This window comes from Amycolatopsis stemonae, assembly GCF_054781455.1.
The window spans coordinates 125,555-146,099 of the sequence record NZ_BAAGUJ010000013.1; the positions used below are offsets into that span (position 1 = coordinate 125,555).

General features: G+C 72.1%; 12 protein-coding genes and 1 tRNA gene. 5 read left to right on the forward strand and 8 right to left on the reverse strand.

The features are described from left to right. The 6 genes from ACYVLJ_RS36355 to ACYVLJ_RS36380 all read right to left on the reverse strand — a co-directional run bounded on the left by ACYVLJ_RS36355 (position 1) and on the right by ACYVLJ_RS36380 (position 13,166). Positions 1–636 (reverse strand): hypothetical protein, encoded by a 636-nt coding sequence (locus ACYVLJ_RS36355; protein WP_451978262.1) that lies wholly within the window; start codon positions 634–636, stop codon positions 1–3. After that, the gene (locus ACYVLJ_RS36360; protein WP_460442085.1) at positions 629–1,048 is read right to left on the reverse strand and encodes an acyl-CoA thioesterase; all 420 of its coding nucleotides are present in this window, start codon (positions 1,046–1,048) and stop codon (positions 629–631) included. The genes ACYVLJ_RS36355 and ACYVLJ_RS36360 overlap by 8 nt, the downstream gene beginning before the upstream one ends. Then, the gene (locus ACYVLJ_RS36365; RefSeq protein ID WP_460442086.1) at positions 1,045–6,030 is read right to left on the reverse strand and encodes an NAD-glutamate dehydrogenase; all 4,986 of its coding nucleotides are present in this window, start codon (positions 6,028–6,030) and stop codon (positions 1,045–1,047) included. The genes ACYVLJ_RS36360 and ACYVLJ_RS36365 overlap by 4 nt, the downstream gene beginning before the upstream one ends. Before the next feature lie 592 nt (positions 6,031–6,622). After that, a complete protein-coding gene (locus ACYVLJ_RS36370) occupies positions 6,623–9,307 on the reverse strand; it encodes an ATP-binding protein (protein WP_460442087.1) in 2,685 nt (894 codons plus the stop codon). Positions 9,308–9,323: 16 nt separating this feature from the next. Next, positions 9,324–11,000 (reverse strand): energy-dependent translational throttle protein EttA, encoded by a 1,677-nt coding sequence (ettA, locus tag ACYVLJ_RS36375; RefSeq protein ID WP_451978250.1) that lies wholly within the window; start codon positions 10,998–11,000, stop codon positions 9,324–9,326. 147 nt (positions 11,001–11,147) lie between these two features. Next, positions 11,148–13,166 (reverse strand): cytochrome c oxidase assembly protein, encoded by a 2,019-nt coding sequence (locus tag ACYVLJ_RS36380; RefSeq protein WP_460442088.1) that lies wholly within the window; start codon positions 13,164–13,166, stop codon positions 11,148–11,150. A gap of 56 nt (positions 13,167–13,222) precedes the next feature. Here ACYVLJ_RS36380 and ACYVLJ_RS36385 point away from each other — a divergent pair, with 56 nt between their 5' ends. After that, positions 13,223–13,861 (forward strand): phosphoglycerate mutase family protein, encoded by a 639-nt coding sequence (locus tag ACYVLJ_RS36385; RefSeq protein WP_460442089.1) that lies wholly within the window; start codon positions 13,223–13,225, stop codon positions 13,859–13,861. Here ACYVLJ_RS36385 and ACYVLJ_RS36390 read toward each other — a convergent pair. Beyond that, the gene (locus tag ACYVLJ_RS36390; RefSeq protein WP_460442139.1) at positions 13,835–15,010 is read right to left on the reverse strand and encodes a sensor histidine kinase; all 1,176 of its coding nucleotides are present in this window, start codon (positions 15,008–15,010) and stop codon (positions 13,835–13,837) included. The two genes, ACYVLJ_RS36385 and ACYVLJ_RS36390, sit on opposite strands and share 27 nt — an antisense overlap. A 196-nt stretch (positions 15,011–15,206) precedes the next feature. Then, a complete protein-coding gene (locus ACYVLJ_RS36395; protein ID WP_460442090.1) occupies positions 15,207–16,376 on the reverse strand; it encodes an MFS transporter in 1,170 nt (389 codons plus the stop codon). Positions 16,377–16,452: 76 nt separating this feature from the next. Here ACYVLJ_RS36395 and ACYVLJ_RS36400 point away from each other — a divergent pair, with 76 nt between their 5' ends. From ACYVLJ_RS36400 to ACYVLJ_RS36415, 4 genes are all read left to right on the forward strand, one after another. Further along, positions 16,453–17,508, forward strand: a complete 1,056-nt coding sequence (locus ACYVLJ_RS36400) for a LacI family DNA-binding transcriptional regulator (RefSeq protein ID WP_460442091.1) — start codon at positions 16,453–16,455, stop codon at positions 17,506–17,508. A 174-nt stretch (positions 17,509–17,682) separates the two neighbouring features. After that, a complete protein-coding gene (locus ACYVLJ_RS36405) occupies positions 17,683–18,045 on the forward strand; it encodes a peptidase inhibitor family I36 protein (protein WP_460442092.1) in 363 nt (120 codons plus the stop codon). 781 nt (positions 18,046–18,826) lie between these two features. Continuing rightward, positions 18,827–18,903 (forward strand) — tRNA-Arg (locus tag ACYVLJ_RS36410). Between the two features lie 1,232 nt (positions 18,904–20,135). Next, complete coding sequence (locus ACYVLJ_RS36415) at positions 20,136–20,351, forward strand: hypothetical protein (RefSeq protein WP_451978233.1); 216 nt, start codon at positions 20,136–20,138, stop codon at positions 20,349–20,351. Positions 20,352–20,545 lie beyond the last annotated feature (194 nt).

The window sequence follows — 20,545 nt, forward strand, 5'->3', positions numbered from 1 at the left end:
TCAGAACAGCAGCGGCAGGAGCGCGTGCCGGCGCCGGACGATCGCGCCGTACCGGGCGTCCAGGCGCAGCCACGAATCCGTCGCCGTCACGCGCACGACGTCGCCTTCGACGTCCGAATCCACGAAGCCCATGCCGGACATCGCGAACAGGCAGCGCATCTGGACCTTGACCTCCTGCGAACCGCCGCTCACCGTCAGCACCGCCTGGTCCATCAGCGACGCCGGCGGCGTGCCGTGCGGGCCGACGTTGTCGCGGGCCAGCGTGACGCCCCGGTCCGCCAGGTCGGCCACCACGTTCGCCGGCAGCTCGTCGACCAGCGGCCAGCGGCCGGGCGGCGGGAGCTCGCCGTGCCACAGCAGGTCGCGCGCGGGTCCCGGGTCCATCCGGGTCCCGCCCGCCACGGTCAGCGCTGCGAGCAGCTCGTTGCCGGACACGGTGACGTCGCCGGGCGTGACGTCGCCGGCCACCGCGCGCGTCGCCAGGCACTCGAACGGCGTCGCCGTCCAGGCTTCGACCACGCCGTCGCCGCGCTGCCGGAGCCGGACGGCTGTCTGGCCGTCCAACCGGACCGCGCGGGCGACGAACGCACCGAGGGTCTCCCGGTCCGCCGCGTCCGGCACGAACAACTCAGGCATCCGCGAACCCCTGCTTCAGAAACTCCGACTCGGCCGCGCTGAGCCTACGCGGCCGCAGCGCGACCGTGTCGTACGGCGCCAGCACGGTCTCGGCGGTGACCGCCACCGGGTCCGTCTCTCCCGGTCCGGTGTGGACGCGGTAGGCGAGCGTGAAGCTCGCCGCCTTCAGGTCGGTCAGGTCGATCTCGACGCGGAGCTGCTGCCCGGACACCACGACCGGCGCCTTGTAGGCGATCGCCAGCCGGACGACGACGATGCCCTTCGGCAGCTCCTCGAGCCCGGCCTCGACGGCCCCCGCGAACAGCAGCGGGATGCGGGCCTCTTCGAGCAGCGTCACCATCTTCGCGTGGTTGATGTGCCCGTAGACGTCCATGTCCGTCCAGCGGGGACGGACCAGCGAAACGTAGGTCACCGCACCGTGCTCCGGATCTGCCGGGCCGCCACGGAAAGCGTCGCGAGGTCGAGCCGGCCGGACTTGGTGATCTCGTCCAGCGCGACGCGCGCCCGCTGCAGCCGGGAGGCGTTCGTCTTTTCCCACTGGGCGATCTTGGCGTCCGCCGAGGACCCGGGATCGCTGTGCCGCAACGCGTCCAGCGTGATCGCCCGCAGCGAGCCGTAGACGTCGTCGCGCAGCGAAAGCCGGGCGAGGGCGTGCCAGCGGTTGCCGCGTTCGAGCGCGCTGATCTCGGTGAGCATCTTGTCGACGTCCAGGTGCGCCGAGAGGGCGTAGTACAGGTCCGCCGTCTCCGCCGGGCTGTGCGTCGCGTCGACGCCGATCTGCTGCTCGGCCAGCTCGGCGACCTCGGTGACGTCCAGCAGGCCGTAGGTGTGCAGCAGCAGCGAGACGCGGCGGGCGAGCTCCTCGGGCACGTTCGCCGCGATCAGCTCGTCCACGTGCTTCTGCACCGACTCCGCTTCGCGGCCGCGCAGCAGGTCGTGGATCTTCGGGACCAGCTCACCGAGCACCCGGCCGAAGCGGTTGATCTCCGCCAGCGGCGCGAGCGGCTGCGGCCGGTTGGTGAGGAACCAGCGCGCGGCCCGGTCGAGCAGCCGCCGCGTCTCCAGCACCATGGTGTCGGCGACGTCGGTGGACACGACGTTGTCCAGCGCGTCGATCTCCGCCCACAGGGCCGGGAGGTCGAACACCCGGGTCACCACGGCGTACGCGCGCACCGCGTCGGTCGCGGTCGCGTTCATCTCCTCCATCAGCCGGTAGACGAAGGAGATGCCGCCGCCGTCGACGACCTCGTTGGCGATCATCGTGGTGATGATCTGCCGGCGCAGCGGGTGCTCGCCGATCGCGGGGGCGAACCGCTCGCGCAGCGGCTTCGGGAAGTACTGCGACAGCCGGCCGGCGAACACCTGCGAGTCGGGCAGGTCGCTGGCCAGCAGCTCGTCCTTCAGCTCCAGCTTGACGTGCGCGAGCAGGGTCGCGAGCTCGGGCGAGGTGAGGCCCTTGCCCGCCTTCTCCAGCTCCCGGAACTCGGAGTTGCTCGGCAGCGCTTCGAGCTTGCGGTCGAAGGCACCCGCGGACACCAGCGCCTGCACCTGGCGCGCGTGCACCGACACCATCGGCGCGGCGTGCGCCCGGCTGACGCCGAGGACCGCGTTCTGCCGGTAGTTGTCGTCGAGCACCAGCGCGCCGACCTCGTCGGTCATCTCCACCAGCAGCTCGTTGCGCTGCGCCTCCTCGAGCTTCCCGGTCTGCACCAGGTGGTCGAGCAGGATCTTGATGTTGACCTCGTGGTCGGAGCAGTCGACCCCGGCCGAGTTGTCCAGCGCGTCGGTGTTGATCTTGCCGCCGTTGCGGGCGAACTCGATCCGGCCCAGCTGCGTCAGGCCCAGGTTGCCGCCTTCGCCGAACACCTTGACCCGCAGCTGCTTGCCGTCGACGCGGATGGCGTCGTTGGCCTTGTCGCCGGCGGCAGCGTGGGACTCGGTCTCGGCCTTGACGTACGTGCCGATGCCGCCGTTCCACAGCAGCTCGACCGGCGCCAGCAGGATCGCCTGGATCAGGTCCATCGGCGCCAGCGCGGTGACCCCCTCGTCCAGGCCGAGGGCCACGCGGACCTGCGGGCTGATCGGGATCGACTTCGCGGTGCGCGGGTAGATCCCGCCGCCCTCGCTGATCAGGGAGCGGTCGTAGTCGTCCCACGAGCTGCGCGGCAGGTCGAACAGCCGGCGGCGCTCGGCGAACGAGCTCGCCGCGTCCGGGTTCGGGTCGAGGAAGACGTGCATGTGGTTGAACGCCGCGACCAGCCGGATGTGCTCCGAGAGCAGCATGCCGTTGCCGAAGACGTCGCCCATCATGTCGCCGATGCCGACGACCGTGAAGTCCTCGGTTTGGGTGTCCTTGCCCAGCTCGCGGAAGTGCCGCTTGACGCTCTCCCAGGCGCCCTTCGCCGTGATGCCCATGGCCTTGTGGTCGTAGCCGACCGAGCCACCGGAGGCGAAGGCGTCCCCGAGCCAGAAGCCGTACTTCGCCGACATTTCGTTGGCGATGTCGGAGAACTTCGCGGTGCCCTTGTCCGCCGCGACGACCAGGTACGAGTCGTCGGCGTCGTGCCGGACGACACCCGGCGCGGGCACCGTCTTGCCCTCGATCCGGTTGTCGGTCAGGTCGAGCAGGCCGGAGATGAACATGCGGTAGCAGGCGATGCCCTCGTTGAGCTGGGCGTCGCGGTCGATGCTCGCGTCCCCGGTCGGGATGGGCGGGCGCTTCACGACGAAGCCGCCCTTCGCGCCGACCGGCACGATCACCGCGTTCTTCACCGCCTGCGCCTTGACCAGGCCGAGGATCTCGGTTCGGAAGTCCTCCCGGCGGTCCGACCAGCGCAGGCCACCGCGCGCGACCTCGCCGAAGCGCAGGTGCACGCCCTCGACGCGCGGCGAGTACACGAAGATCTCGAACCGCGGCCGCGGCTCGGGCAGGTCCGGCACGCCGCTCGGGTCGAGCTTGATCGCCAGGTACGTCTTCGGGTTCCCGTCGGCGTCGGTGACGTGGTAGTTCGTCCGCAGCGTCGCCTGGATGACGGCCATCAGCCGGCGCAGGATCCGGTCTTCGTCGAGGCTGGTGACCTCGTCGATCATCGCGCTCAGCTCGCCGGCCAGCGCCTCGGTGGCCGCCTCGCGGTCGGTGTCGCCCAGCTGCGGGTCGAAGCGGGCTTCGAACAGCCGCAGCAGCTTCGTCGCGACCTGGGTGTGCTTGAGCAGCGTGTTCTGGATGTAGTCCTGGGAGAACGCGCTGCCGGCCTGGCGCAGGTAGCGCGAGTACGCGCGCAGCACGGCCGCCTGGCGCCAGGTCAGCCCGGCCCGCAGGACCAGGCCGTTGAGCCCGTCCACCTCGGCGTCACCGCGCCAGGCGGCCTCGAAGGCGTCCTGGAACCGCTGGCGCAGCTGGGAAATCGCGTGCTCGTCGGCCTCGTCGAGCATCTTCTGCGCGATGCGCAGGCCGAAGTCGTAGATCCAGCAGGCACCGCCGTCCTCGCGGTGCAGCTCGTACGGGCGCTCGTCGACCACCTCGACGCCCATGGCCTGCAGCACCGGGAGCACCTTCGACAGCGTGACGCCCTCACCGCGCAGGTACAGCTTGAAGCGGCGCTCGCCCGGCTCGGCGCCGGCGGGCAGGTAGAACGACAGCGCGAGGTCGCCCTCGTCGGTCAGCGAGTCGAGCGCGCGGAGGTCGGCCAGCGCCTCTTCGGCCGAGAAGTCCTCCTTGTAGCCCTCGGGGAAGACACTCGCGAAGCGCTGCCCCTGCTCGGTCGCCGACTCCTCGCCGAGGACACCCACGGCGACGCCGCCGTCGGACCGCTCCCGGCGCTCGTCCAGCACCGCTTCGACCATCCGGTCGTCCCAGCTGCGGACGGCGCTGTTGAGCCGTTCCTGGATCCGCTGGGTGTCCGGCTCCAGCCGCCGCGACGGGTCGGTGTGCACCATGAAGTGCACCTGCGCCAGCACGGTTTCGCCGATCCGGGCGCTGTATTCGAGCTGGGTGCCTTCGAGCTCTTCGAGCAGCACCTCCTGCATCGCCAGCCGCGAGCGCGTCGTGTAGCGGTCCTGCGGGAGGTAGACGAGGCAGGAGTAGAAGCGGCCGTACGGGTCGCGGCGCAGGAACAGGCGCAGCCGCCGCCGGTCGGACAGCGTGATCGCGCCCGTCGTCGTCGAGTACAGCGAATCGGTGTCGGCGGAGAACAGGTCGGCGCGCGGCCAGTTCTGCAGCACCTCGAGCATCCGCTGGCCGGAGAAGGACTCCATGGGGAAGCCGGCGCGGTGGATGACCTCGCGGACCCGGTTGCACACCACCGGGATGTCGAGCACGTTCTCGTGCAGCGCGGTCGTGGTGAACATGCCGAGGAAGCGGTGCTCGCCGGTGACCTTGCCGTCGGCGTCGAAGGTCTTCACGCCGACGTAGTACGGGTAGACCGGCCGGTGCACGGTCGAGGGCGCGCTCGCCTGCGTCAGCACCAGCAGCGACGGCGCGAGCGCGGTGGCGGCGGTGTCCGGGCCGGCGGTGAGGCCGCGGGCGGCGAGGCTGTCCTGGCGCAGCACGCCCAGGCCGGACGCGAGGACCGCGCGCAGCGCCGGCTCGTCCGAGTCCGGGTGCGGGTTGTCGATCAGCTCGTAGCGTCGGTAGCCGAGGAAGGTGAAGTGGCCGTCGGCCAGCCAGCGCAGCAGCCGCGCGCCCTCGGCGACCTCGGCTTCGGGCAGCTTCGGCGGGTCGGTCTCCAGCTCGCTCGCGAGCTGGCACGCCGTCTGGGCCATCTTCTCGGCGTCTTCGACGACCTCGCGGACGTCGCCCAGCACGCTGGACAGCCGGTTGTCGAGCTCGCGCGCGCGGTTCGGGTCGGTGACGAAGTCGATCTCGATGTACATCCACGACTCGGCGGCCGAGTTCGCGGGCGGGTCGGCCGGGTCGGCGTCCGGGTGGACCTCCTGGAGCTCCCCGGTCAGGTCGCGGCTGACCACGACGATCGGGTGGACGATCCGCTGCACCTGCACGCCGTCGCGGGCGAACTCGGCGGCGATCGAGTCGACCAGGTACGGCATGTCGTCGGTGACGACCTGCACGACGGTGGCTTCGCGGGCCCAGCCGTCTTCGGCGACGGTGGGGTTCAGCAGCCGCACAGCCGGGCGGCCGGGCATGCGGGACTTGGCGAGCTGCAGGTGCGAGCGCACCGCGCCCACCAGGTTGACGGGCTCGTCGCCGACGATCTCCTCGGCCGGGATGTGCCGGTAGTAGAGCCGGATGAGCTCCCCGATCTCCGGCGCCAGGCCGGCGGCGGCGTCGATCAGGTCGTCCCTGATCTGCTCCGGGCTGGCCGGGGAACGCTGGCCGAATTCGGGTTCGGCGTCGGCTCCGGTTCCGGGTAGGGACGAGACTCCGGTCGAGCTCATTTGAGGCAACTCTCCAGTATGCGTGAGGTGGCACCGTGCCGGTTCGGCGATGAACCGGACCACCCCACACTAATGCGCCGCGGTCGGGGAACACATGAAGACCCGGAGGTTCACTAAAGCCCGAAAACCCTTCCGGGCCAGCGGATTCGCGTGATCGGTCAAGCTACTGACGGGTTGTGTTCGAGCCGCCCGCACGGCGCTGACCAGCCTCCCGCCGCGGGCGTTGTGCGACGTGAGGCCAACATGATCGGTTCAGTTGATCGCCGGTCGAGCCGCTCGGCGAAGCCTGTCGGCCGGTCGGCGACACCAGACTGCGACGGATCCCACTGCGGCCGGGCGCCCGGCAGGTCGGCGACGGCGCCCGACGTCTCGGCGATCGGGTGCCGGGTGGAGTGAACTGGGCGGCCGGTGGGGCGTCTCGAACGGGCACCACGCGGCGTGGACCGCACCGCAGGCGAAGCGTCGCGAACGGGCACCGCGCGGCGTGGACCGCACCGCGGGCGAGGCGTCGCGAACGGGCACCGCGCGGGGGCGAACTACGCGGCCAGCCGAGCGTCGCGTTCGGGCGGCGGCCGGACCGGGTCGGTACGCGTCAGTCGCCTGAGCCGTGGCGGCGGGAGTCCGAAACTTCGGCGCCGTGGCCGTTGCGGCCGTGGCCGTTGCGGTGGCCGGTGTCCTGTGAACCCAGCTGCTTGACCAGCGCGGCCGCGCTCGCGGTGCCGGCCTGGTGCTCGGCGAGCGCGCGGGCGAGGAGGTCGGCGAGCCCCGCGTCCGGCGGGGGCTCGTCCTCGGCGATGGCGCGGGCGTAGCTCTCGGGGAAGGGCGCCGTCGCGGGCGTCCAGTGCCCGAAGTCCTCCATCGGCTCCAGCGACGGCGGCATCCGCAGCCGCGGCAGCCAGGGTTCGGCTTCGTCGCGGTAGTCCGGCGGCTCGTCCTCCGGCCGCGGCGGCGGGGCCAGCTCGGGCTCGGGACGGTCACGGCGCGGGCTTTCGGCGGCGGGGCCCTCCGCGTCGGTGTCCTCCGCGCGGCGACGGCCACCGCCCCCGCTGCCCCCGGACGATGAAATCCCGAGCCGGTCGAGCACCGACCGCGCGGCCACCGAGCCGTGCTCGGAGTCGTGCCGGGTCGACGGCTGCGGCCGGTCGTCCCGCTCGGCGGCGGGCTCGGGCGCGAGCGGCAAAGCGGGCGTGACGCGCGTGGGCGCCGACTCCCGTTCGGCGGCGGTCTCCTTCAGCCGCGCTTCGGCGAGCGCCGCCCAGGAGAACTTGGTCTTCCCGCTTTCGCCGGGCACCGGCGCACTCGCCACGGGCTGCTCCGGCTCGCCAGACCGCCCCGAACGCACCTCTGGCTCGCGCCGTTCCGCGGGTTCGGAGCGCACCTCGACCGGCTCCGGCCGGAAATCCGGCTCGGCAGGCCGCCCCGACCGCACCTCGATCGGCTCAGCCGCCGCACGCCGCTTCCCCACCGGCTCCGCGCGCCGTTCCGACCGCACCTCGATCGGTTCGAGCGCAGCGTTCCGACGCTCCTCGGCAGGCTCAGGCGCCGCACGCCGTCGGCCCCCGGGCTCCGGCTCCGCAAGCCGTTCCGCCGACTCCGGCCGAAACTCGGGCTCCGCACGCCCCCCGACCGACTCCGACCGAAACTCCGGCTCCGCACGCCGCCCAACCGACTCCGGCCGAAACTCCGGCTCTGCGCGCCGCCTGCCCGACTCGGCCCGGAACTCCGGCTCCGCACGCCGCTCGACCGAGTCCGCCGCACGCCGCTGCACCGACTCCGGCTGGTACTCAGGTTCAGAACGCCGCCCAACCGACTCGGCGCGATACTCCGGCTCCGCACGCCGCTCCGAGCGCACCTCGATCGGCTCCGGTCGCGCCGCGGGGCGCTCGGGGCGGCGCTCCACCACCACCGGTTCCGAGCGCGGCTGCCGGGGCGGCGCGGGCTCGTCGCGCACCGCCGGCATCACCGTGGTCTCGGCGACGTCCGCCGTCGCCCGCGGCCGTTCGAACGACCACGCGGGGGCCGCCGGCTGCGGAGCTTCCTCGCGGCCGAACGACCAAGCCGGCGAAGCCGGTGGCGAGGGCGGCGGCGCGACCGGCTCGGCCGCGACGACCGGGACCGGCCGTGACGGCACCGCCTTCAGCACCTCGTCCAGATCGACCGACGCCGGTTCTCCGGTGCCGAACTCGCCGGCCAGGACGCTGCACGCCTGCCGCCGGGCCCGCGCGTGCAGCTGCTCGGCCGCCCGCGAGCGGTACAGGCACGCGATCGCTTCCTCGGCCTGCCCGAACCGCTCCTGCAGCTGCGCCAGCTCCAGCCACAGCCGGGCGGTGACGGCCGACATGCCGTGCCGGTCCGTGCTCGCGACGGCTTCGCGGACCAGCTCGATCGCCGCTTCACCGGAGCCGGCGGGCAGGTGGATCCGCGTCGCGACGGCCAGTCGCAGCCAGCCCGCCGGGGCGATGCCCGCCGCCCGCACGGGCTCGGCCAGCACCGGCTCGGCGATCTCGTACGCCATTTCGGTGTCGCCGCGGTCGAGCAGGGTGCTGACCAGCAGCAGGACCAGCCGGATCCGGACGAGGCCGCCGTCGTCGGCCGGGTTGTCGAGCTTCTCCAGGAAGCCCAGGCCGGTCCGGGCGGCGTCGGCCGCCGCCGTCAGATCGCCGTGGCGGCGCCGGTGCGCGGCCGTGCCGACGCGCAGCAGCGCCCGCACCAGAAGCTGGGTGTCGGCGCCCAGGGACTCGTCGCCGAGCACGAGCTTGTCCGCCTCGACGAGCACGCGGTCCAGTTCGGCCTTGCGCCCGAGCAGGCCGAGGCAGCCGACCAGGTGCGTCAACGCGGCGGCTCGGTGCACCGGCGAAACGACCGGGTCCGTGAGGACCGGCCGCAGCGCGGCGAGCCCGGTCAGCGGCACGCCCAAGCTGCGTGCGCAGACGGCTAGGTCGATGCGCAGCCGGGCGGCGATGTCGCCGTAGCCCGCGTGTTCGGCCGCACGCAACGCCGCGACGGCGCGCCCGACCGTGCCCGGCCGCTCGCCGAGCCGGACGCGCGCGGACACGACCAGGCTCTCGGCGCGGATCCACTGTTCGTCGGCGCCCGCGGCTTCGGACAGCGCGGCGGCGCGCTCGCCGAGGACCAGGGCGAGCTCAGGCGCGCGCAGGTGCAGGGCGTCCGCCCGCTCGATCAGCCGGCCGACTGCGGAGAGGGTTCCCCCGGCATTGACGGAGCGCCCGCTCTCGTGCGAGAGCGGGCCCGTCCGGTGCTGCTTGCTGGCTTCCACGGGGAAACCCGCCCCCTCAGTCGCGGGTCAGCTTGCGGTGGGTGACACGGTGCGGGCGGGCCGCTTCGGCGCCCATCCGCTCCACCTTGTTCTTCTCGTACCCCTCGAAGTTGCCCTCGAACCAGAACCACTTGGCCGGGTCTTCGTCGGTGCCTTCCCAGGCCAGGATGTGCGTCGCGACCCGGTCGAGGAACCACCGGTCGTGGGAGATCACGACGGCGCAGCCGGGGAACTGCTCCAGCGCGTTCTCCAGCGAGCCCAGGGTCTCGACGTCCAGGTCGTTCGTCGGCTCGTCGAGCAGGATCAGGTTCCCGCCCTGCTTGAGCGTCAGCGCGAGGTTGAGCCGGTTGCGCTCACCACCGGAGAGCACGCCCGCCGGCTTCTGCTGGTCCGGGCCCTTGAAGCCGAACGCGCTGACGTACGCGCGCGACGGCATCTCGGTCTGACCGACGTGGATGTAGTCCAGCTCGTCGGAGACGACCTGCCAGACGGTCTTCTTCGGGTCGATCCCGCCGCGGTTCTGGTCCACATAGGACAGTTTGACCGTCTCGCCGATCTTGACCACGCCGTCGTCCGGCTCTTCGAGCCCGACGATCGTCTTGAACAGCGTGGTCTTGCCGACGCCGTTCGGGCCGATCACGCCGACGATGCCGTTGCGCGGGAGGTCGAACGACAGGCCGTCGATGAGGACGCGGTCGTCGAAGCCCTTCTTGAGCTTCTCGACCTCGACCACGACGTTGCCCAGCCGCGGGCCCGGCGGGATCTGGATCTCTTCGAAGTCGAGCTTGCGGTGCTTGTCCGCCTCCGCCGCCATCTCCTCGTAGCGGTCGAGGCGGGAACGCGACTTGGTCTGGCGCGCCTTGGCGTTGGACCGGACCCAGTCGAGCTCGGTCTTCAGGCGCTTCGCGAGCTTCGCGTCCTTCTTGCCCTGGACCTCGAGGCGCTCGCGCTTCTTCTCCAGGTACGTCGAGTAGTTGCCTTCGTAGCCGACGACGCGGCCGCGGTCCAGCTCCATGATCCACTGGGCCACGTTGTCGAGGAAGTACCGGTCGTGGGTGACGGCGAGGACGGCGCCGGCGTAGCGGGCCAGGAACTGCTCCAGCCACAGGACACTCTCGGCGTCCAGGTGGTTGGTGGGCTCGTCGAGCAGCAGCAGGTCGGGCGCGGACAGCAGCAGCTTGCACAGCGCGACGCGGCGGCGCTCACCCCCGGAGAGGTGCGTGACGCCTTCGTCCGGCGGCGGGCAGCGCAGCGCGTCCATGGCCTGCTCGACGGTCGAGTCGAGCTCCCAGGCGTCGGCGTGGTCCAGCTCCTCCTGGAGCTGCCCCATCTCCTCCATCAGCTCTTCGGTGTACTCGGTCTCCATGAGCTTGAGGACCTCGTTGTACCGGTCGAGCTTGACCTTGACCTCGCCGAGGCCCTCTTCGACGTTCTCGCGGACCGTCTTCTCCTCGTTGAGCTCCGGCTCCTGCATGAGGATGCCCACGCTCGCGCCCGGCTGGAGGAACGCTTCGCCGTTGCTGGCCTGCTCGATCCCCGCCATGATCTTCAGCACGGTGGACTTACCGGCACCGTTCGGCCCCACCACGCCGATCTTGGCGCCGGGGTAGAACGCGGTGCTGACGTCGTCGAGGATGACCTTGTCCCCGACGGTCTTGCGCACCTTCTTCATGGTGTAGATGAACTCGGCCATACCGACGATCGTAGAGCGCTCCTGATCGCGGCCTGACGCCGGTCACCGTCGGACTACCGAAAGTCAGCCCGAGATCACCGCGGGAACACCGAAACCGCGGTTTTCCCGGCATCCGGGACGGGGTCAACCTCTACCGGAAGTCGAGACTCAGTCGGCGCGCTTGCCCTCGGCGAGGTTCTTCAGCATCGCGTTGTAGGCGTTCAGCTCTTCGTCGCCGGTCACCGCCTCGCGCCGGTCCCGCCGCTTCGCCTCGCGCTCGTCCTGGCGCGACCACTGCACCAGCAGCGCGATCAGCACCAGCAGCACCGGGATCTCGCCGGACGCCCACGCGATGCCGCCGCCGAGCCGCTGGTCGGCCAGCAGGTCGGTGACCCACGGCAGGTGCAGCTGGCTGTAGAACGCCTGCCCGATCACGGTCTGCTTGCTCATCAGGATCACGCCGAAGAAGGCGTGGAACGGCATCGCGGCGAACATCATGCCGAGCCGGCCGAGGTACGGGATCCGCCGCGGCGCCGGGTCGACGCCGATCACCGGCCAGTAGAAGACGTACCCGGCGAGCAGGAAGTGCGCGTTCATCGCCAGGTGCGCCCAGTGGTAGTTCAGCGCGTTGTCGAACAGGCCCGAGAAGTACAGCGCGTAGAACGAGCCGACGAACAGCAGCAGCGCGACCACCGGGTGCGTGAGGAACCGCGACACCGGGGAGTGCACGGCGGCGACGAGCCACTCGCGCGGTCCCGGCGGGGCCTCCTTGCCCGCGGCCGGCAGGGCGCGCAGCGCGAGCGTCACCGGGCCGCCGAGCACGAACAGCACCGGCGCCACCATCGACAGGAGCATGTGGTTGCCCATGTGCACGCTGAACATCGCGGGCGCGTACCGGCCGATGCCCGACGACGTCGCGATCAGCAGCACGACGCAACCGACGATCCAGGAGATCGTCCGGCCGACGGGCCAGGTGTCGCCGCGGCGCAGCAGCCGCCGGACCCCGGCGAGGTACAGCCCGCCGAGGACGAGCGCGAGCGTGCCGTAGACGAGGTCGAAGCGGGTGTCGAAGAGCAGCCGCCAGACCGTCGGCGGCCCGTCGAGGTTGTAGCCGATCAGCAGCTCGGTCGTGGACGGCTGGGTGACCGCGTCCGCCGGTGGCGGCGTCCGGGCCAGGCCGGACGCGATCCCGATGGTGACGAACATGATCAGGATCTCGACCGCGGCCAGGCGCAGCAGCTGCGCGCCGCCCCGGCCGTCGACGAGGTCCTTGACGCCCTTCTGCCGCTGCTGGTGGCCGAAGACCCCGAGCAGGAGCAGCGCGACCGTCTTGGCGACGACCAGGAGGCCGTAGTCGGTCGTGAAGAGGTCGTTCAGGCCGATCCGGACCAGCGCGTTGATCACGCCGGAGATCGCCATCACGATCCAGCAGACCAGGGCCAGCCTCGAGAACCGCTGCGCGGCCAGGCTCAGGTGGCCGCCGCGCCGGTAGCCCAGTGCCAGCACGGCGATCAGGCCGCCGACCCAGAGCGACGCGGCGACCAGGTGGAACAGGAGGCTGTTCGTCGCGACGTCGTGCGAGCCGCCGCTGGCCGAGTGCCCGGTGACCGCGACCGGCACCAGCCCGCCGACGGCCAGGAAGAACAGCACCGCCGTCCAGCCCCAGGTCAGCGCGAGCCGGCAGCCGAGCGCGACGAGGATCGCGATCAGCGCCGTCCACAGCCAGGCCTTCGGCTGTTCGATGGCGCCGACGAGGTCGAGCAGCGTCTGCGGGTCCAGCACCTCGCCGAACGGCTTCCCGGCGGTGTCGGCGGCGGTGAAGGCGACCGAGAGCAGGGCCGCGCCGAACCACACCCAGGCGGCGACGCCGGCCGCGCGAAGGGCGCCGTAGCCCTCGGGGCCGAGCGTGCCCGACTTCTGCGGCGGCACCAGGAACGCGGCCAGCAGCAGCGAGCCGACGCAGATCACGGACGCGGCTTCGGAGAGCACGCGCATGACGGTGATGCCGTACTTGGTCACCAGCCCCGGGTCCGGCAGGCCGGCGATGACGTACCCGGCGCCGCCGGTGAGCGCGATCAGCCCGATCGCGACGACCGCGGCCAGCAGCACGCCGACCGAGATCAGGGGCAGCACGCTGGCCCGGCGCTGCGAAGGGACGTCGGTTCTGGTCACGGACTGCTCGGACACGCCCCTGAGCGTATGCCCCGGCCGGGTTACACCCGCGTGACGGGCAGGATGGGAGCGTGAAGATGATCCTGCTGCGGCACGCCGAGTCGCTCGGCAACGTCGACGAGCTCGCCTACACGCGGATCCCGGATCACGCCCTGCCGCTCACCGAGAAGGGCCGCCGGGAGGCCCTCGCGGTGGCGCCCGAAATCGCCACGCTGCTCGACGGCGCGCGGCCGGCCGTGTACGTCAGCCCGTACCTGCGCACGCGGGAGACGTTGCGGCTGCTGGGCATCGAGGCCTCCTGCGAGCGGCTGCTGCAGGAGCCGCGGCTGCGCGAACAGGACTGGGGCAACCTCCAGGACCCGGCCGACCAGGAGATCCAGAAGGCGCGGCGCAACGAGTTCGGGCACTTTTTCTACCGGCTGCCCTTCGGTGAGTCGGGCGCGGACGTCGACGACCGCGTCGCCGCGTTCCTCTCGGACCTGAGGCTGCGCGACGAAAGTCACCCCGAGACGGTGCTGATCGTCTCGCACGGGCTCACGCTGCGGCTGCTGTGCCGCCGGCTCTTCGGCTGGAGCATCGAGCTGTTCGAATCCCTGTCCAACCCGGCGACCTGCGAATACCGGGTCCTGTCCGAGTCCGACGGCAAGTGGTCGCTGGACCGCCCGTTCGCGCAGTGGCGGGACTCACCCGACGGGGAAACGCAGCTCTGACGGCACGGTCAGCACGACGCGGGTGCCCTGGCCGGGCGCCGAGTCGATCCTCGCCCCGCCCCCGATCTCGGCCATCCGCGCGTGGATCGAGTTCTCGATGCCGAACCCCTTGGCGTGCGCGGCGACGTCGAAGCCGGTCCCGTGGTCGCGCACGGAGACCGTGACGACGCCTTCGCGCTCTTCGAGACACACAACGGCTCTCGACGTCTTCGCGTGCTTCAGCGTGTTTCGCAGCGCTTCGCGGGCTGCGTCGTGCAGGGCGTTTACGAGGCTTTCGGGGACTTCGCTGGGCTTCGCAAGCGTCACGAGGTCGACGCGAAGGCCCTCCGCTGTCATCTCGACGGCCAACGCGCCGAGGCGGTGTTCGAGGCCGCCCGGCTCGGCGGGCGCGTCCCCGTCGAGGCTCAGCCGCAGGCGCAGAGCGTGCGCACGGGCGATGCGGCGAACCTGGTCGAGGCTGCCGACCGGGTCGAGCGCGTCCCGCGGCGCCGGGAGGGCGAGCGACTCCATCACCTGCAGCACCGTGTCGTGGACGTCGCGGCGGTGCCGTTCCCGTTCCGCGGCCCGGCCGCGCTGCTCCCCCAGCCCGAGCGCGAACCGCATCGAACCGGCGACCAGCAGCACGATCGCCAGGGCCGTCACGGCCGCCGCGACCAGGGCGAGCACGATCCACGTCGCGGGCGCCGCGGTGCCCGACACCGCCGCGACGCCGTAGCGCAGGAGCACGGCGCCGACGATCGCCACCGCCCCGGCCGGGGCGCCGCGCAGCAGCGTCCAGACCATGACCGTGCCCATGATGTTCGGCCAGGTCAGCGCGAGCAGGCCGGGCACGTGCGCCGCGAACGCCGCCGCGGCGAGGCTCGTGGCGACCGTGTACGCGGTGTCGGCGGCGAGCACCGCGCGGATGCCGGTGGTGCGGCAGAAGACCCAGGCGACCTCGAGGAGGTTCGGCACGAGGTAGAACGCCACCGCGATCCCGAGGGCCGGCGCGCCGAGCGCGTCCGACGCCCAGACCGCCTGCAGGAACAGCGCGAGCCGGAACGCGACCGGAACGAGCACGAGCCGGGGCACGGCACCCTGGACCAGCGAGAGGCCCGGCCCGAACCGCCCGCTTCCGCCGGCGAGCGCCCCCGCGCCGCCGAGCAGCACAACCCTCACGACGTCCTCCCCGGGTCAAGGCCCCTACCCTGACCAGCCCACCTGAAACCGTAACGTCGGCGTATTCATTTCAGCTAACGACGTGCTCAGCTTGCCCCGCGTGCTTCCGCACTGTCAATCGGGGCTTCGGCTGTAGGGGCCGCACAGGAAGAGACGCGTACCCCGGGGTTCGGATCCCTGGGGTTCGTCACGATTCGACTGTCAACGCGGCTTCCTCGCGGAGCCGGGCGCGGCGGGCGCCGAGGGGGGCGGGCAGGATCAGCGCGGCCACGCACGCGACGAAGCCGAACGCGACGCCGTAGTCCGTCACCTGCGCGATGCCGCCGATGATCGGCGGGCCGCCCAGGAACCCGGTGTAGGCGATGGCCGTGACGAAGCCGATCTCGCGCTCGCCGCCGGTGCCGTCGCCGCGTTTGCCGGCGTCGCCGGCGAGGCTGAGGGCGAGCGGGAACGACGCGGCGAGACCGGCGCCGGCGAGCGCGAAACCGGCGTAACCGACGGCGGCGACCGGGATCGCGGCCGCGGCGAGCAACCCGGCCGAGGCCAGCACCGAACCCGCGGCCAGGCAGCGGGTGGGGCCGAAGCGGCGTTGCGCCCACGAGCCCGCGAGCCGGGTCAGGGCCATGACCAGCTGGAAACCGGCGAAGGCCAGGGCCGCGTAGCCCTCGCCGACGCCGCGCTCGGCCGTCATCAGCAGCGCGGACCAGTCCGAGGACGCGCCCTCGGCGATCGCCGAGCAGAGCGCGACCGCGGCGAGCAGCCACAGCACCGGCCGGCGGATCGGCGCCCGGCTCGGCGCGGCCTCTTCGGTGTGCTCGGGACGGCTGCCGGGGACCGCGCGGACGACGAGCAGCAGCACCACGACCGCGACGACGGCGGCCACGGTCAGGTGGCGCCCCGGCGACCAGCCGTGGCCGGCGGCGAGCCCCGCGGCCAGCGAACCGGCGAGGGCGCCGAAGCTGAACCCCGCGTGGAACTCCGGCATGATCGGCCGGGCCACCCGGCGTTCGACGGCCACCGCGGCGACGTTCATGGCGACGTCGAGCATCCCGACGCTCACGCCGATCACGAACAGCGCACCGGCCAGCAGCGGCACGGTCGGCGCGAAGCCGATCAGGATCAGGGAAACCGCGGCGAGCAGGGTGCTCCCGGCGACGACCGCGCGGGCACCGGCCCGCTCGATGAGCCGCCCGGACACCGATGCGGCGGCGAGCATCCCGACGCTGGCGCCCAGCAGAGCGAGGCCGAAGACGCCGGGTGAGGCGTGCACCTGGGCGGCGAGCGCGGGCGTGCGTGAAGCCCAGGAGCCCAGCGCGAGGCCGTTGAGGGCGAACACCGTGAACACCGCGAGCCGCATTGTTTCCCCCTTTCGTGGTCACCAGGGTGACTGAAGCGCTTCAGAAAGTCCACCGGGTCGTGGCTAGACTGCGCGGATGACCCGGCGCCGCCGTCCCACGCTCGACGACGTGGCCGGAGCCGTCGGCGTCTCCCGGGCCACCGTCTCGAACGCGTACAACCGGCCTGACCAGCTCTCCGCCCAGCTGCGCGAAGAGGTCCTGCGAGTGGCCTCCGAACTCGGCTACGCGGGCCCGGACCCGACCGCGCGGAGCCTCGCCACCAGCCGGACCGGGGCGATCGCGGTCCTGCTGGACACGTCGCTGTCGACGGCGTTCTCCGACCCGGCGTTGTCCCTGACGCTGGACGCGCTGGCCCGGGTCGTCGACCCGCACGGGCACGCGTTGCTGCTCCTGCCGGGCGGTCCTTCGGGTGGGCCGCCCGCGGCGCGCGTGCTGGCCGCGCAGGCCGACATCGCGGTCGCGTATTCGCTGGCCGACGGCGCTCCGGCACTGGACGCGGTACGCGCGCGGGGATTGCCGCTCGTGGTCGTCGACCAGCCGCTGCTGCCCGGCGCGGCGCGGATCGGGTGCCAGGACCGGCTCGGAGCGGCGCTGGCCGCCCGGCACCTCGTTTCGCTCGGCCACCGGCGGTTCGGGATCTTCGCCGCGTGCAGCCGGGTCACGCCTGGTGGGGGCAGTCTTTCGGCCACCTCGGCGGCGCAGGCCGCGTTCCACGACACCCGGGAGCGGCTGGCCGGGTACGTCTCGGCGCTGGGCTCGGCGCCGGTGGCGGTCGAGGAGGCGGCCGGGCTCAGCGCGGAGAGCGCGATGGCGGGGGCGTTCGCGCTGCTCGGGCGGTCCCCGCGGCCGACGGCGGTGCTGTGCATGTCCGACCAGCTCGCCCTGGCGGTCCTCGCCGCGGCGGCACAGCTCGGGGTCGGCGTGCCGGACGAGCTTTCGGTGGTCGGCTTCGACGACAGCCCGCCCGCCGCGTGGTCGTCGCCGCCGTTGACCACGGTTCGCCAGGACCTCGCGGCCAAGGGCCGGATCGCGGGCGAACTGGTGCTGGGCCTGCTGAACGGCGACCCGGTGCCGGAGCCGGCCGAGGTGCCGGTCTCCCTGGTGGTGCGGGGCAGCACCGGGCCCGCCTAGCACCGCGTCCGCCGACCCGCAAGACCGTTCGCGGATCTGTGGACAACCAGTTCCCGGGCGGCCACCTGTCCACAGATCCGAAATTGCCCGCTGACAAATCCCCCACCGCCCGCCAATCTGGAATCACCAGTTCACCGCGGCCCGAACGCCGCGATTCCAGAGGGGAAATCCACGATGTCTTCACGCCGTCTCCCGTACCTGCTGATCCTGGCCACCCTGGGCCTCCTGACCAGCGCCGGAACCGCGAACGCCCAGGCCGACCCAGGCTGCCAGAAGGGCGAGTTCTGCGTTTGGGCGGCGAACGACTACGGCGGCGAGGTCCAGCGGTTCGACCTGCGCACCGCGAATCCGGGGGAATGCATTCCCCTGTCCGAGGGATTCGCCGGTTCGTCATTCGAGAATCTGATGACCCGCGACGTCACGGTGTACCAGGACGACGAATGCTCGACCGAGGGAGATTTCGTCACCTACCCGGGTGGCGGCACTTTCGTCCCGAACGCACCGTTCCTGGTCCGCGGGATCCAGATCTGGGAGTAACGCCACGAGCTGGGCCCGAACCCGCCGACCGCTCCCCAGGGGAAGAGCCGGCTCGCGGCGGCGGCCGGGCCCGTCAGGGGCCGCTACCCCGACAGCGGCCCCACCCGTGGGCGCGCCTCTGCGGCGTGGCGCGCCCACGGGCCCTTCACGGGCTCCGTGAGCTGCGTGGCCGCATGACTCCGTCGCTGCGTGGCTGGGCGGCCGCGTGGCTGGGCGGCTCCGTGGCTGCGTGGCTGCGTGGCTGCGTGGCTGCGTGGGCCAGGCTTCCGGGCTGGGCATCGAGGGCTGGACTTCGTCGGCCTGGCTCCGTCGGCACTGAACACGCCGGGCCGCCGCGCTCCTGGGGCGCAGGCCTCGTCACTGGTCCTCCTGCCCGGGCAGTCGACACCGAGGCTTACGGCGCGTCTTGGGCCGGGCTCCAGCCAGGGCGTCCCAAATCTCGAGAGCCTTCCGTCACCAGGTCGCAGGTCCAAGCGGCTTACCCCGGCTCGCCCGCGGCCAGCACACCCGTCCCACGCGGCGGGGCTCAGCCACCTCGTCCGTCCACCACGGAACCCAGCCGAGCGAGGGTCAGGCCGGCGGGAGAGATCCACACCACCCTCCCCCGCCGGGGTTGACGATCAAGGCAGTCGGCGGTCGGGGACGTGGTCAGCACCTCGTCGCCGAATTCCTCGGACGAGACCTGAAACGATTCGCCGGTGTCGAACGATCGAGAGGTTGGTGACGACTAAGCTGCCGATGCCGGGCGACCGGCTCGATCGGCAGCAGGCCGTCGGCGCGGGCCCTCGTAGCTCAGCTGGACAGAGCAAGAGCCTTCTAATCTCTAGGTCGCAGGTTCGAGTCCTGCCGGGGGCGCCACCAGGGGAGACGCCGTGCGCAGCTGCGCACGGCTCATCCCGGCCACGTGATCGACCCCACGCTCCGACGTCCTTTCCGCCTCCACCTCGCCCCACAGTGGACGGTCTCCGTCCACGACTCTCTGCGGCGCCGGAGCCCGGAAGCCGTGCCCCGCAAGCGGCCGAGTGGCGCAACCACACCTTGTCCGGACCTTTTCCGAGACAATCTTGTTACCCGGACGGTGAATCCGCCCATCGTGCTCCCCCGCAACCGAGCCGTCACACCGAGCAATGATCCCGTCAACCCGACACGCCGACCCGTCCGGCGTACCCCGCGCGGAGGACCCACCATGCCGGAGCCCGAACCCCCGTCCCGCCACCACCGCCGGCGAACGAACAAGGCCGCCCGGGCAATCTTCACCGAAGCCCGACGCGCCGGCCTCGTCCAGCGCCACCTCAGGAAGCTCCACTATCTGGCCACGCACGCCGGACCACCACCCGTGCCCGGTCCACCGGAGCCCACCCCACCGACCCCCAGCGCCCCACCGTCCACATCGGAGGCACAACCCGCGAGCGACACTCCGCAACCGTCCACACCGGAGGCCGCCTGACGCGACACGATCCTCTTTGGATGGTGCTCCCCCGGACGGCCTGGCGACCACTTTCGGGGGGACGCGGCTTGTCCGCCCGAGGCGTCGGTCTGGCGTGTCTGTGTCGCGAGCCTCGTACGTCGGCCAACACAGCTCGCACGGCTCCCTGGAAGGGACCGCCCGTCGGCGCTTTGAGCGGTGCGGGCAGTAGCTCGCAGGCGGCAAGCACACCACCGAAGGCACCCGCGCGCCGATGATCTCGGCATCCCATGCAACGCACCCTGGGTTGGCCCCGGGCCCACCGGAACGACGCACTCGATGCGACGCGAGCCGGAGCCCCGCGTGCGCCAGTGATCTCAGCGCCGCGTCACGGGTCGGCGAACACGGCGCTTGAGTGCCGTGAGCCTGTCGCGTACGCGGCAGCGTCGGGGCCGCAGCGTGGCGGTGCGGCAAGCGCGCCAGGACCAACCGCAGCCAGGCCACCACGCCCGCCGAGCGCGGCTTGTACCTAACATCCGGCACGCGTGCATCTTCCAGCTTGCTCCCTTCCGCCCACAGGCCGAAGAAACCTGCTCGGACCACCCCAAGGTGGTATTCCCCGCCCGGAAACAGCATCATGGAAGAACACGGCCCGCCCGGGCCGGTGAAGGTGGAGGAACTTTCCGTGTCGGATTCGATGGGGAAGAGGCTGCTGCACGCCGTCGAGCGGACGGCCGGCTTCAGCCACAGCGGCTACCTGCTGAACGGGCTCACCGGGCCCGGGCCGTTCGCGGCTCCCCGGTTCCTTGCGCCCGTGCGGCATCCTGATCTGCGGCTTTCGCCGCCGCTCAGCCGGCATGAACGCGAGGCCTTCGAGCGCATCACCGCCTGGCTTCGCTGAAGCCTCACCCGCCTCGGCCACCAACGCACCCTCGGGCCTCGGCCACCAACGCACCCTCGCGCGCCGCGGCAGCGCCCTCGGCCGCCAAGGCACCCTCGCGCCGCTTCGGCAACTCCTCGGCCACCGATGTGCCCTCAAGCCGCAGCCCTCGGCCACGAATGCGCCCTCAGGCCGCGTCAAGCAGGTCCTTGGCC

Bases quoted from the DNA above. Each gene is read 5' to 3' on its own strand.
- ACYVLJ_RS36355 (WP_451978262.1), bottom strand. From the start codon at position 636: ATGCCTGAGTTGTTCGTGCCGGACGCGGCGGACCGGGAGACCCTCGGT.
- ACYVLJ_RS36365 (WP_460442086.1), bottom strand. From the start codon at position 6,030: ATGAGCTCGACCGGAGTCTCGTCCCTACCCGGAACCGGAGCCGACGCC.
- ettA (WP_451978250.1), bottom strand. From the start codon at position 11,000: ATGGCCGAGTTCATCTACACCATGAAGAAGGTGCGCAAGACCGTCGGG.
- ACYVLJ_RS36395 (WP_460442090.1), bottom strand. From the start codon at position 16,376: ATGCGGCTCGCGGTGTTCACGGTGTTCGCCCTCAACGGCCTCGCGCTG.
- ACYVLJ_RS36400 (WP_460442091.1), top strand. From the start codon at position 16,453: ATGACCCGGCGCCGCCGTCCCACGCTCGACGACGTGGCCGGAGCCGTC.
- ACYVLJ_RS36405 (WP_460442092.1), top strand. From the start codon at position 17,683: ATGTCTTCACGCCGTCTCCCGTACCTGCTGATCCTGGCCACCCTGGGC.